The sequence below is a fragment of the Ochrobactrum sp. EDr1-4 genome (assembly GCF_049199085.1).
Lineage (GTDB): Bacteria > Pseudomonadota > Alphaproteobacteria > Rhizobiales > Rhizobiaceae > Brucella.
The window spans coordinates 110,499-124,166 of record NZ_JBLZOF010000008.1; the positions used below are offsets into that span (position 1 = coordinate 110,499).

The following is a 13,668-nucleotide window of genomic DNA, read 5'->3' on the forward strand; positions in this document are numbered from 1 at the left end:
TGCTTTGAGCTTTCGGATCGTTGACACGTAATCTCCAATTGCTGTTGAAGAATACGCGTATGTCGACCGTGAATTAGCGAAAGTAATAAGTGTTCATTCGATATTTGCGAAATAATTTTTAAAATAACTGAATAGAGTAGCTACGATCGACGGCATGAATAACAAAAACTAGACTAACGATACACGATGGGAGGGATTCTAATGGAATTCGATGAAAAAAAGTTCGCTGAGCAGTGTGATCTTGATTTGGACAAATGGGAAGCGCTGGGAATTCAAAAGAAGAATTTGTATGAAATACATACCGATTTTAAAAGAAATCAAGATAATTTCATTGAAATCGCTGTAAGTTTGAGCCGCCTTATACAAAAACTCCCGGGCGTTCATTCTGTTAGATGGAGAATAAAAGATCCCAATCATTTGATTAGAAAGATAATTAGAAAAAAGTCTTCCGGTGTAGAAAAATACGAAAATATTTCTAAGGAAAACTATAGAGATATAGTTACTGACCTTATTGGAATTCGTGCTTTGCATTTATTCAAAGGTGATTTTCCTTCTTTACATACGTCCATAATAGAGACGTGGGTTTTAGATGAAGAACCCATAGCATATGTGAGAAAAGGAGATACAGATGATCTTCGTGACATTTATAAAAAGCTTCAGCTTAAGGTGGAGGAGCACACAGACGGTTATCGTTCAATTCATTATATAATTGAAACTAACTTTACCAAAAAGACTGTAAAGTCGGAGCTGCAAGTAAGAACAATATTTGAAGAAGGTTGGAGCGAAATTGATCATAAAATAAGATATCCTGACTTTTCGAGCAATCCGCTTATTAAAGATTTCTTACATATATTTAACAGACTTAGCGGGGCCGCAGATGAAATGGGGACATTTGTAAATCGGCTATCTACAGATCTTGCAGCAATGACCGAAGAACGAAATCTTGCGAGATCAAGAGTTTCGGATATCGAAGAGCAGTTAAACGATAAGCTTAAAAAAATAGAATCGATTTCTAGTAAAAATACATTAATGCAATCCGAGTTAAGAGAATTGAAGATATTATTGGACAGGCAAAAGAAAGAGATATCAAACTATCCTTCTTTAGTTGAATCGCGCAATGATCATATTTTGGGTTTGGGTATAGATGATATTCGAAACTCCTTGAAATCAGTTGAAACACTAAGATATTTAAATATATCACCGTCATCTTTTGAAAATGCTATAAATGTAAGTAAGTCAGTTAAAGATGGTTTAAGATTGATGGGTATTGGGGCGAAAAATTCGACGGATTCGGATGATGATACAAAGAATTGATTTTAAGCGTGGGGGCTACACGTTTGCTGAGCATAGACAAAGATTTGCTGGGTGGGCTGCTGCAACTGCGGCGCGTTCTTCGACGAAATGTCGGTTCACCAGAGAGGAAGGTTTGCAGCTAATCCAACAAGTTGGACTATTGGATTATTCAGAATGGAAGGATCTTCCATCACCTCAAGATTTTGACACCATGCATCTCGCTTTGCGCAATAAGTTATGCACGGCCGCTAGTGACGTGCTGAGAGTTGGGCCGCAACGTTTCACCCATGGTGTGGCGGCAAAATTACTCAATTGTTATTTTAAAGCGCTGTATCTTTCAGGGCCTTGCCTCGAGATTATCAACTCTGAAAACAGAAATAAGGCCAACTCATTGCACCCACCTATTGATCGGCTTCTTTTAACGGAACTGGCTAGGAGGGATATCGGGGGAGCTGCTGACTTTTGGCGCACTCGCTACATGATAGGATGGTCAAATTTTAGCTCTGACGAATATCAGAAGACGATTGATGAAATTAGGCGTGTGACAGATGGCGAATTATGGCGAATAGAACAATATTGGCTGGAACCTTCGTGCCTTGAGCGTGGCGCTTGATTTCATACAAGCGCTGAGCCGCGCAGAGATGGCCATGCGATTAAGCTAGCCCGACGTGGAGCGAAGCTTGGTAACAATGAGTTGCATTTCACAGAGGTATCCTTGTCTGCACCTCATGGTTGATGCTAGATCAACTGAAAATGGGGTGGGTCATGGGTAGGTCTTTTGTTTGCGCAGTTGCGTGCATTTCGTCAGCTTTCTATATAATTGACGCTGGAGTCGCGTCTGCGACCGAGACTAGCCTCGGCGCGTTTACGGTTGATGATCGGTCAGCAGGTAGCGCAGCACCGCCAAAAAGTAATAATCCTACTTGGTCGAAAGAGATCGTTGATGAAGCTGTCGCCGATCTCGCTTCATTTGAAAAAGATGGAGCTGTTGAATGTGCCAAAGATGCGGGCACTAGCATTGACTATGCCGTAAAGCAGATTGATCTGAATGGCGATGGCATAAAGGAGCTGGAGATTACGAGTTCTCCAGCGGAACTGGGGAATGGTGCGAGCAGCTGCTATGGCCGGTCGGGCCAGCATATTTATCTACTGATCTCTGACGGAAATGGTGACTGGAAAAGAGAGTTCGGTTTTGATTCTGCCGAACTTGAATATCTGCCGCGTGAAAACGGGCAGATGGCAGACGTTGTCATTGGTGGGCCAGGCTTTTGTTTTCCGACATGGCGGTTTGTCGATGGCAGCTACCATCTTTGGAAAAAGTGTGAAGACGGAAAAGAAGTTCTGGCCGAAGACTTTCCAAGCGCAAATCAGGAAGAGAGTCCGGTTGCAGCCGCCAAATCTGAGACTAAACATGGTCTCTTACCGCACCCAGGAAAGGTCTCGGTGAAGACACGAGCGCCGGAGTTTGATCACAATGGGTCGTTGATGCTTGTCGACTACAAGAATGGGATTATCGCTTATAAAAATCCAAAGAAGTCGATCCGTGGAACAATATCGCCGGGTCACGTTCTGTTCAAAGGTCGCCCGTGGGACTATTTTGAGACTGGCCGTCCAATAGAGGGGACCGCTTATGTTTTCAAAAAAGGCTGCAGCCCGGCGCCTTATAAAGTCAAAGGTCAACCTGAAGGCACTTGGCATACATTTGTCCTACGAGGTGCAGCACCTGTTCGGAAAAAGGGCTCATGCAAGATCGAGAGATATTCGCTGACCAGTCCTAATGCTGAACTGCGTTTTGAAAGCATCTTGGATTGAGATAATTCTCGGAAATGTAGATACCGAAATGCCTCATGAATTATCGCGTTTTTTAACCCTGTCCGTAGGCCTGCACCTGACAGCGGCCTCTGAGTTTGCGGATAATTGCCATGTTGATCTCATGTAACTATTGAAGATCATGCATAGGACGCCCCGTAGGGGGGAGCCAAGGACTGCCCGCTGTTTTTGTCCGCAAGTTTAAGAATAGCAATTCTAAGAGGAATTCTTGTCTACACCTTTTAGTTGATGCTAAAGCAGCCTCGAATGACGGGCAGTTTGTGGTGTATGGGGCAATCTTATGGAAATAATTCTCATCTGGCAGATAATGGTTGCGGCCAGTGTTGCTGTGTCGCGAATCTTTTCGTCTGGGGCCATGATAGGTGTAGCTTGTCTCTGGACACTCTGGACATTCTTTGCTGTATGGACAAGTGGCTTGATGCTTCTCCAACTAGGCACAGCTTGGGGCACGGTTTGGCTTTTATCATCACTGATTCCTGAGAAGGAAAAGGCACTCTCAGAGAAAGTTTCGGAACAGCCGCAACAGCAATTTGATAAAGCTAAGAACCATGACATTTCGTCAAAATATAGTGATAGAAAAAATATAAATAGCTCAGGATCGAAGCATCTGCTCCAAGGGGTTGATGCACCGATCGAAAAATTAACAATTGCATCAATACTTGAACGCGTCACTAGTGTAGCGAATTCCGTTAATGTCGCCGCAGTAGGGGTGGAGAAATCGGCGGAAAAGCTTACTAATTATATTGAAAATGAAAACGCTAGAATAGCAGCTAATAGAGATTTGTTCATACAAATCAATAGACTTGTTTTCTCTGTAGAATGCGTTTTAAAATCAGCTAAGCATAGCTGTGAAATAGAGCGCCAATTGGATAGTAATCCAAGCCTGAAAGAAGGTTATTATAAGGCTCTGGCTAATTTAAGGTCTAAAACTAATAATAAGAAAGAGGCTAAAATTGAGCTTCACATTCTTCATTTTCCTCCCGTATTGCCGGGAGAAATTTCCGATATCGTCGCCGAAGAACGAATTAAAAAGCTCAAAAAAGCCTGCGATATTCTGGCTCAGACATTAAGTCATGTCAACTCTGACCGCATGTTGGAGAGAGAAGCTGATAAAATTGCAAGTAGCAGCTTTAAAGAGTTTCTCTTGATCCAAGAAATGCTTTTGTCTGATTATATTTTAGGAATTATCAATCGGAATAGTGTTTCGATTATTAACGATGATAAAGCGCAAAAGGATTTGAAAAAATCTATAGTTCTTCCTAATGATTTTTCCGATAATAATGGTTCTTTTGAAAATTCAAAAGAAAATAATGGCAGTGATTTACGTGTTTACTTTGATAAAAAATCGAAAAATAAATTTATTGATTTAGATCATTTTGTTTCTTCTGAGGGTGTATCAACAAGTAATTTAGGAAGGATTGTGGGTTTAAAAGCAAAGCCTTTTATTTTTGATAAGCTTATAAAAGATGGGTATATTACTAGATCAGATTCTCGATACGATTTAACTGATTTAGGGAAACATGTGGATGTCGGAGGTAGCTATAGAGATCTGAGTGATGGTAATCGCGCTGTTGTTTGGCCGATCAAATTCGGAGATTTTCTACTTCCAATTAAAGAGAATTTTTTAGATCGCTCAAATTTCCGACTGTTTCATATGACTCACATGAGTAATTTAAAAAGTATCATGAATTTCGGGCTTTCATCTCACAATAGCGCTCCAGAATACCTAGATATTAGTAATCCAACGGTGAATTCTCGCCGTGAACGGGTTGATCCAGTTCACAAGAAATCCCTTCATGATTACGTTCCGATGTATTTTAACCCTCGAAATGCAATGCTCTACGAAAAACAACGTGAGCATCCAGATAAAATCGTAATTATTGAAGTGGATCGCCGTGTTTGTCTTTCGAACTATACGATATATTCTGAGGGGAATGCAGCTGCAAACAGGTCGCGTATAGTTTATTGTTTGAGCGATGTGACCAATTTCGACTGGTCGAATATAAATAGCGATCGATGGACGATCGATGGAGTAGTAAATGTTGATACTAAGCAGTTAATGATGAGCGAATGCCTCGTTCTTAACAGTGTAGATTCAGAGTATTTAATTTCAATACACGTAAAAAATTCCGATATGATGGATAGTGTGGTGTCAACTATAGGTTATGGAAACAATGCAATTATTAAATTAAGTCCTACTTTGTTTTTCTGATTTTTCGGTTGGTTTTAATTTTACTTTTATATAGAGGTTCTAAGGATTGAGTATCAGAGAAATTAAGGGAAATATTTTTACTACTAAGGCTCAAACTATTGTTAATACAGTGAACTGTGTTGGCGTGATGGGGGCCGGTATAGCTCTAGAGTTCAGACTTCGTCTGCCGAACATGTATGACCGCTATGTTGAACTTTGCAAGGATAGAAAATTGAAACCGGGAATCCTGTGGCTTTACAAGTCAGCGCGACCACAGGTTTTGAATTTTCCGACGAAAGTTGATTGGAAATACCCCTCAAAGGTTGAGTATTTGGAAAAAGGGCTTCAGAAGTTCGTTGCTACTTACAAAGAAAAAAATATAACGTCGATAGCTTTTCCATTATTGGGGGCTGATAAAGGTGGCTTGGCGCCCGAGATTTCACGAAATTTACTAAAACAGTATCTGTTGCCACTCGAAGACTTAGATGTAGAAATATACGAATACGATCCAGAAGCTGGTGATGATCTTTATGACAAACTTGCAAATTTTGTTCGCGCAAAAGGTATTGTTGAGCTATCCACTTTGACTGGTATAACCAAGGCAAGGCTGGATATTCTGATCAATGCAATAGTTGACGGTAAGACTTGTCAAATTAGTCAATTGGGTAGACTTCCAGGTATAGGACCCGCGACACTTGAAAAACTATTCGCAATTAACTTCTTACAAGGAACGGAGTCTGAACAAAGGTCCTTTTTTGCAGATTGATTTTGAAATTGTTCAATGGGGTGTTGGCTTATTGATGAAGCCTATTCAAAAAGAAGCCGTAAGCCTAGGCCACATCCTTCGGACAGAGATATGAGCGGTCGATCTGCTGCATCAAGATACTCACACGGGGAACAATTCTGTTCTTTGAATTTTATCTGGAATATCTTTTCATTTCGGGTGCCATGCCGATTAAACTATTATTTCCAGAGACTAAGTTAAAAGCCAGCGGCTTTGAAGATTTTGAAGGTTAGCATCTGTTAAACCATGCGACCTTACATAGCCTTCGGCACCGTTAAAGCCGTGGTCAAGCCACTTCAGTGTTTTGTTCATGGTCGACGGATTGCATTCGAGCATCGGCATATAATCGGCCTTGCTCAAATTAAAAGCCTGAGCCGTCTTTTCAATGGTCTGGAGTAAGGGGCCGAGGCGGTCCGCTGTCAGTGCATAATCCTCAACAATGTCGGCATGACTTACGCCGGACAATGACAGCAACAAAGCGGCGATCAGTCCGGTTCGATCTTTACCCGCCGTGCAGTGAAACAAAGCACCGCCAGAGCAGTCAGCAACTTTGCTCAATACGTCTACAAATACGGAGCCCTGAGTTTCTAGCGCATGAATATAGAGATCAAGTAGCGCGTTGCCTTGCGGCAGTTGTTGAGGGTTGAGGTCGTCAAAGAGTGAAATGGCAATCAACTCGATGCCGTCAGCAGAGCCAAAGGTATCAGGCTCGGCGTCTCTTTCTTTTTGGCTTCGAAGATCAATAACGCGCGTTACACCTAATTGCTTTAACGCGGCTATTCCCGACTGATCCACATGAGCCATGTTTCCAGACCGAAAAGTCTTTCGCCAGGCCAGATCACCATGCTTTGTGCGGTATCCGCCCAAATCACGCGTATTAAAACTACCGGAAACTACAACGTCACGATCACCCATCGAAATGCCCCCAAAAATCGCAAGATCGAAATTTATACAGATTGCTTAAGAAAAGCCACCTCCAGGCAGCGCGTAGCGAGATCCAAGAGTTCAAGCCATTTGAGATGATCGCGTGAGGACGTGCCTTGAGCGTGGCCCTTTATTGGAGACAAACGCTGGGCCGCATAAAGATCGCTACACGAGTAAGCTGCATTTCGTTTAACTATTTGATTTCATAAATAAAATGGCGGAGAGGGTGGGATTCGAACCCACGGTGGAGTTACCCCCACGCCGCATTTCGAGTGCGGCGTTTGATCTCCTCCGGGGCGAACGGGCGATGGGGATTAGATACTTCCGACACCTTATTCGAGGTGAACTTCGCCGCAAGTTCGAGCCGCGACAGGTAGGCATTCTCGGTTCAAATCCATTTTACAACACAACCAGCCATAGATAATAAGACAATGGTGATTTGAATAGCTGGGTTATCTATCAAGAAATTGCAGATATGTATCCTTTTGCGCCAGTTTCAGAAACTCTAAGAGATCTTCCTTGCTTAACGCTGCGCAACCTGCAGTCGGTGTATATTCCGGCCTTGCGATATGCAGAAATATTGCGCTGCCCGCACCGGGAACAATTGGACTGTCATTGTGCCCTAGAACCACAACGCAGTCGTAAATATCGTGTTCCATCCAGAAAACTTCATGCCGTGCCGCAAAAGGCAAAGTCACATGCTTATTATAAGCAGGGCTTGCAGGATCGTCACACCATCCATCAAGAGCGGTCATTTCACGACAATCAATGACTGTTTCCGGCTTTGAAATGCGATCTGCTCGGTAAAATAAACGGCGGAGAGGCCAACCCCCAACGGGGCTTACACCGTCCCCTTCTTCCTTATGTTGCTGAATACCACCTCTGCCAACGGCACAGCGCCAAATCTTGTCGCCGAACTGTGCATGCCAGAGATTATCAGCCACTTTTTTGATCAAAAGGTCCATTATTCTACTCTTCAGCCATAAGTCATCATCGTCGATACGCCACCATGTTATAGAGGGCACTCTTACATGGATAGCATAGCACTCTCGTTCAACGGAAAGTGGCACGCCACACTTCTCGCTTGATGCATTTCCAAAACGGGGTCTTCCACACGGCAAATATCCTGCACATAAGGGCAGCGTGTGTGGAACCGACAACCCGAAGGTAAGTTCATCGGACTTGGTATGTCACCCTTTAAAATCAACTTTTCACGTTTTCTCTGATGCGGATCAGGACGCGGAACAGCAGAAATCAGGAACATGGTATAGGGATGACGCGGATTTGTAAAAAGCTCTTCCGTTGTACCAACTTCCACAAGACGACCTAAAAACATCACCCCTACGCGATCTGCAAATTGCCGCACGACGCTCAAATCATGGGTAATGAACAAATAGGTGAGCTTCATTTTCTCCTGTAAGTCACTCAGAAGATTAAGAACCTGCGCCTGAATTGAAACATCAAGTGCCGACACGGCTTCGTCACACACGATAAATTCAGGGTTATTGGCAAGTGCGCGTGCGATGCCAATGCGCTGGCGCTGCCCGCCACTGAACTGATGCGGATAATGGTTCAGAAGATCGGCGCGAAGGCCGACCATTTCCAGCAATTCCCGACATCTTGCGTCGATCTGTTCAGACGAGCCATACTTGTGTGCACGCAAAGGCTCTGCAAGGATATGCTTTATACGCATACGGGGATTGAGCGACGCATAAGGATCTTGAAAAACGATTTGGAGCTTCTTGCGTAAGGATCGCATCGCATCGTCGTCCAAATCGTGCAGGTCCTGCCCGCGATAACGAATGCCACCACTGCTTTTTTCCAAAAGCCGCAAAATAACGCGTCCAAGGGTTGTCTTGCCGCAACCAGACTCTCCAACAAGCGCAAAGGTTTCGCGCTCGTATATATCAAGCGTAATACCATCGACCGCGCGGACAACCTTTTCCTTTGATGTGAAAAATCCGCTCTTGATATGATAGTATTTGCTTACGTCTTTGGTGGAAATTAAAGCCTCACTCATGCTGCCACTCCTTTTCTCTCATGAAGCCAGCAACGGGCTTTATGTCCGTTTCTGATGTCGAAAATATCGGGTGATTGCACGTGACAGATTGGCATTGCGTCTGCACAGCGCGGGCTAAAGCGACAGCCTTTCGGCAAGTGAGCCAGATTGGGCACCATACCTTTGATACTATTGAGACGATTGCCCGTTGGTCGTTCCGTCGCCTTGGGTATCGAAGCCAAAAGACCACGTGTGTATGGGTGGGAAGGTCTGTCAAAAAGGTCAAACACATTTGCCTGCTCGACAATTTGGCCCGCATACATCACATTCACCTCGTCACACATCTCAGCGATAATGCCAAGATCATGGGTGATCAGCAGAATTGCCGTTGATGCCCGGTCGCGCAGTTCAAGCATCAATCGAAGAATTTGTGCCTGTGTGGTTACATCCAGCGCTGTGGTGGGTTCATCTGCGATCAGCAACTTTGGCTCACAGATTAGCCCCATGGCAATGGCTGCGCGCTGACGAAGCCCGCCGGATAGCTCGTGTGGATAGGCACTCAAACGCGCTTCTGGTTCCGGAATTCCGACCATTTCAAACATCTGCAGAACTTTTTTGCGGATTTCACGTTTGCTCAACTGTCCTTGAATTGCGAGTGGCTCGCCGACTTGTTGAAGCATTGTCTTCACAGGGTTTAGCGCCGTCATCGGCTCCTGAAAGACCATCGCAATTTCGCGGCCGCGCTTGCGGCGCATTTCATCCGGCTTGAGTTTACTCAAATCCGAGCCATTCAACGTGACACTGTCTGCTGTCACCTTACCGGGAGGCGTTTGCACCAACCCCATCAAGGAAAGCGAGGTCATGCTTTTCCCAGAACCAGACTCTCCGACAAGCCCGACTATTTTTCCCCGACCGACGTCAAAGGAAACATGGTCAAGAATGCGCACTGAGCCATTTTGCTTTTTAAAATCGGTGCAGAGATTACGTACTTTGAGAAGAATATCGCTGTTCGACATGACTTGAGCCTCAATCTTTCATGTAAGGGTCAAGCGAATCACGCAGACCATCACCGATGAAGTTGAACGCGAGAACGGTTATGAGAATGGCAACGCCGGGCATGATGGCAACCAAGGGCGCGGCAAAAAGATACTCCTTGCCTTTTGCTACCAGCAGCCCCCAGCTTGCCTCTGGCGGCTGAACACCGACACCAAGAAAGCTAAGGCTCGACTCCCACATAATGGCTTCGGGAATGCTGAGTGAAAAAAGCACGATTAACGTCGGCACGACATTAGGAAATATATGCCGGAACATGATAACCGACTTAGATGTGCCATTCGCACGAGCCGCCTCGATAAATTCCTTTTCGCGCACTGCCAAAGTTTGTGAACGCACGACGCGGGCAACGCCTGCCCAACCAACCAGGCTCAAAGCGATGAAGATATTAAAAAGGTTTGCCCCTAAAGTGTACATCACCACCATCGCAAGCAGAAGCGACGGAAAGGAAATCATCATATCGGCCAAGCGCATAATAACGAAATCGACGCGCCCACCAAAGAAGCCACTGATTACCCCCATGATAGTGCCAAGGATCAATGCGATCATGCTTGGAATAATACCAACCAGCAAAGAAATGCGTGCGCCGTAAAGAATTCGCGTCAACAAATCGCGGCCGAAATTATCTGTACCCAGCCAGTAGGTCAAAGATGGCGGTAACAATTGTTCGTCCAACTCTACACGATAAGGGTCATGCGGGCTGAGCCATGGGATAAAAATTGCTATAAAAACAAGGGCCGCAATGACGAAAAGACCTATCATTGCTTTCTTATTTCTTTTGAAACTGCGGATCGTATCACTGAGAAAGCTGTCGCTTTGCGCATCGTGAATCTGCTCATCAACATTCTGAACAACTTGTGCGATTTGCGTCATTTCGAGCCACCCTTCATTTGATTACGGATGCGAGGGTCGAGGACGGAGTAAAGTATATCCGCGAGCAAATTGCCCAGAATGACGAGGACAGTTGCAAACAATACCGACCCTTGCAGCAGCGGCATGTCACGCGCTTGAATTGCACTGACGGAAATGCGCCCAACTCCAGGAATGCCAAAAATTGCTTCGGTAATAACGGCACCAGACAAGAGGCTCGCCACCTGAATAGCCATGATGGTTACAACCGGAATGAGCGAGTTCTTTAGCGCATGTCGGGTGATAACAAAGGTCTCATGCAGGCCTTTCGCACGCGCTGTGCGAATGTAATCGTGGCGCATAACTTCAAGCAAACTTGAGCGGGTTAAACGCGCAATAACGCCTGCCGAACTCCACCCCAAAACAAGTGCCGGCATGATGACATATTGATAGCCATAGAAGCCTGACACCGGCAGCCATTTGAGCTGAACCGCAAACACATATTGCATCAAAAGAGCCGACCAGAAGATCGGCATCGAAACGCCGAGCAACGAGAAGCCCATGAAAAAATGGTCAACCATTGTATCGCGGCGCACAGCAGAAATAATTCCAGCAGGGATACCTATCATCCACGACACCACCGCAGCACATGCAGCAAGCAGCAATGTGTTTGGGAAAGCATTCGTAATAAGCGTAGTGACGCTGCGATTGAGCTTAATCGACGTACCAAGATCGCCCTGCACTGCGGCGAAGAGGAAACGAAAATAGCGCGTTATCAGTGGATCATCGAGATGCATCTGCGCACGCACGCGTGCGATCACGTCCGGGCTTGCATGTTCCTTCATCAGAAGGGCGACAGGATCACCGGGTATGACATTCAGCATGATGAACAGCAACGCAGTAATTCCGATCAACACAGGGATCGAAATCGCGATGCGCTTAATAACAAAATTCAGCATCGCAAGGAGTTCCTTTACAATGCGCCAACAGCATTTGCGGCGTAATTAACCAATGGCAGTTGTTGGTCCGCGATATTTTTCTGGCCAACTACTTTCCAAAACGGCATGTGAAGAACGACCAGAGCCCGTTGCAGTCAGCCTTGCCGCAGCAACGTGCTCTAAAAGCCTTATTCGACTTCGGTCTTATAATAGCTCATGTCGCTCCAGCCATTCCAAGGGATCGTAAAATTCTTGACCCTTGGCTGGACCACATAATTATGGTCGAGGCTAAACAACGGAACCCAAGCGGCATCGTCCTGAACAATTTGCTCTGTTAGCTTTTGATAAACTGCACACCGTTCTGCCGGATCGGTGATAACGCGGGCTTTCTCGACATCGTCAAACACTTTAGGGTCGTTATTGTTGAAACCACGAACGCCCGTACCGCTTTTGCTGAAAAACGTGTAAAAGAAATTATCAGGATCGTTGAAGTCTGCCGACCAGGTCTGCGTGTAATTGTCGATCTTTCCCGCTTTTCTCAAATCGAAATAAGCAGATTCATCCATCGTTTTAATCTGCGTATTAAAACCAGATTTCTTAAGTTGTGCCTGAATGATCTGGTTCATATCAGACCATTTGGAGGACCAGCTGCTCACCTGCGCGAGATTAATGTCGACGCCATCCGGATAACCAGCTTCAGCGAGAAGCTGCTTAGCCTTTTCCGGATTATATTCGATAGGTGTGGCATCCGAATAGCAGATCAAACCACGTGGCATGACACCGTTTTCGAGTTTACCCTTGCCATAGAAATTCTTATCAAGAATTTCCTGACGGTTGATCCCCATCTGGAAAGCCTTCCGCACTTTGGGATCATCAAATGGTTTGTTGGCCTGATTGATATGATAATAATACATACCAACGCGCGGCCCGCTCTTAATGTGCTCGTTCCATTTGTCACTTCCGTAGAAATATGGCGTCTGGCTCATTGCGTAATCGAGGTCGAACACGTCCAGTTCGTCAGCTTCGAACAAAAGACGCAGGGTCTCTGAATCTGCTACAACGCGGACCAGAACACGATCAAGCTTTGGTCTTCCTTTAAAGTAAGCTTCATTCGCCTCAAGCATTTGGTTGTCATTGAGATTATACTCGCGCAACACGAATGGGCCTGTGCCATTGGTGGTTTCCGGTGAAAGGCCAAACTGATCACCAAGTGGCTCGGTAAATTTGCGATTATAAATAGATGCTTGTGGGCTAGCCATGAGCGCCGTAAACGCCGCATATGGCTCTTTTAGCGTTATGCGGACGGTATAATCATCGACGGCTTCAATGCCACGCACTTTGTCGGCGCTACCATTCAATCGCTCTGTCGCACCATCAACAAAGTCCAGAATATCAGTGCTCAATGCCTTGGTGGCGGGATCCAGCATACGGTCAAAAGTGTAGACGACGTCGTCCGCCTTCAGTTCTTCACCGTTATGGAAAAGCACGCCCTGACGCAGCTTGAAAGTGTAGACTTTACCATCATCGGAGACCGTCCAGCTTTCTGAAAGGCTTGGAACGAGTTCTGACTTACCGGGAGCAGTCGTCTCTGCCTCAATCAATCGATCAAATACATTAAGTGGCAAAGTATAGGCGTCCGTCGTTTTTTGAACATCGGCCGTCTTGGGGTCTTCAGGATATGACACACGCAGCATATGGTCGGATGCCATTGCTGGTGCGAGCAGAACTAAACTGACGACGCTTGCCGACAGAATGGTCTTGATTTTTTGTAACATTGCATTCCCCTTTTTCTTGTATTTTTTTCTCA

General features: G+C 45.3%; 12 protein-coding genes. 5 read left to right on the forward strand and 7 right to left on the reverse strand.

Annotated elements, in window-relative coordinates; translation table 11 throughout:
• Positions 1-201 precede the first annotated feature (201 nt).
• From ACOZHT_RS19860 to ACOZHT_RS19880, 5 genes are all read left to right on the forward strand, one after another.
• Positions 202-1,314: a RelA/SpoT domain-containing protein gene (locus ACOZHT_RS19860; protein WP_421566341.1), complete on the forward strand. Its 1,113-nt coding sequence runs from the start codon at positions 202-204 to the stop codon at positions 1,312-1,314.
• The gene (locus ACOZHT_RS19865; RefSeq protein ID WP_421566342.1) at positions 1,298-1,906 is read left to right on the forward strand and encodes a hypothetical protein; all 609 of its coding nucleotides are present in this window, start codon (positions 1,298-1,300) and stop codon (positions 1,904-1,906) included. The genes ACOZHT_RS19860 and ACOZHT_RS19865 overlap by 17 nt, the downstream gene beginning before the upstream one ends.
• A gap of 122 nt (positions 1,907-2,028) precedes the next feature.
• A complete protein-coding gene (locus tag ACOZHT_RS19870) occupies positions 2,029-3,105 on the forward strand; it encodes a hypothetical protein (protein ID WP_421566343.1) in 1,077 nt (358 codons plus the stop codon).
• A gap of 298 nt (positions 3,106-3,403) precedes the next feature.
• The gene (locus tag ACOZHT_RS19875) at positions 3,404-5,335 is read left to right on the forward strand and encodes a DUF4433 domain-containing protein (protein ID WP_421566344.1); all 1,932 of its coding nucleotides are present in this window, start codon (positions 3,404-3,406) and stop codon (positions 5,333-5,335) included.
• A 46-nt stretch (positions 5,336-5,381) separates the two neighbouring features.
• Positions 5,382-6,080: a macro domain-containing protein gene (locus ACOZHT_RS19880; protein ID WP_421566345.1), complete on the forward strand. Its 699-nt coding sequence runs from the start codon at positions 5,382-5,384 to the stop codon at positions 6,078-6,080.
• A gap of 210 nt (positions 6,081-6,290) precedes the next feature.
• Here ACOZHT_RS19880 and ACOZHT_RS19885 read toward each other — a convergent pair whose 3' ends face one another.
• The 7 genes from ACOZHT_RS19885 to ACOZHT_RS19915 all read right to left on the reverse strand — a co-directional run bounded on the left by ACOZHT_RS19885 (position 6,291) and on the right by ACOZHT_RS19915 (position 13,636).
• A complete protein-coding gene (locus ACOZHT_RS19885; RefSeq protein WP_421566346.1) occupies positions 6,291-7,013 on the reverse strand; it encodes a tyrosine-protein phosphatase in 723 nt (240 codons plus the stop codon).
• Positions 7,014-7,474: 461 nt separating this feature from the next.
• The gene (locus ACOZHT_RS19890) at positions 7,475-7,987 is read right to left on the reverse strand and encodes a L,D-transpeptidase family protein (protein WP_339515342.1); all 513 of its coding nucleotides are present in this window, start codon (positions 7,985-7,987) and stop codon (positions 7,475-7,477) included.
• 62 nt (positions 7,988-8,049) lie between these two features.
• Complete coding sequence (locus ACOZHT_RS19895; RefSeq protein WP_339515340.1) at positions 8,050-9,042, reverse strand: ABC transporter ATP-binding protein; 993 nt, start codon at positions 9,040-9,042, stop codon at positions 8,050-8,052.
• The gene (locus ACOZHT_RS19900) at positions 9,039-10,037 is read right to left on the reverse strand and encodes an ABC transporter ATP-binding protein (protein ID WP_421566347.1); all 999 of its coding nucleotides are present in this window, start codon (positions 10,035-10,037) and stop codon (positions 9,039-9,041) included. The genes ACOZHT_RS19895 and ACOZHT_RS19900 overlap by 4 nt, the downstream gene beginning before the upstream one ends.
• 10 nt (positions 10,038-10,047) lie before the next feature.
• Positions 10,048-10,947: an ABC transporter permease gene (locus ACOZHT_RS19905; RefSeq protein ID WP_339515336.1), complete on the reverse strand. Its 900-nt coding sequence runs from the start codon at positions 10,945-10,947 to the stop codon at positions 10,048-10,050.
• Positions 10,944-11,882, reverse strand: a complete 939-nt coding sequence (locus tag ACOZHT_RS19910; RefSeq protein WP_339515334.1) for an ABC transporter permease — start codon at positions 11,880-11,882, stop codon at positions 10,944-10,946. Before ACOZHT_RS19910 ends, ACOZHT_RS19905 begins: the two co-directional genes overlap by 4 nt.
• Before the next feature lie 167 nt (positions 11,883-12,049).
• Positions 12,050-13,636 (reverse strand): ABC transporter substrate-binding protein, encoded by a 1,587-nt coding sequence (locus tag ACOZHT_RS19915; RefSeq protein WP_421566348.1) that lies wholly within the window; start codon positions 13,634-13,636, stop codon positions 12,050-12,052.
• Positions 13,637-13,668 lie beyond the last annotated feature (32 nt).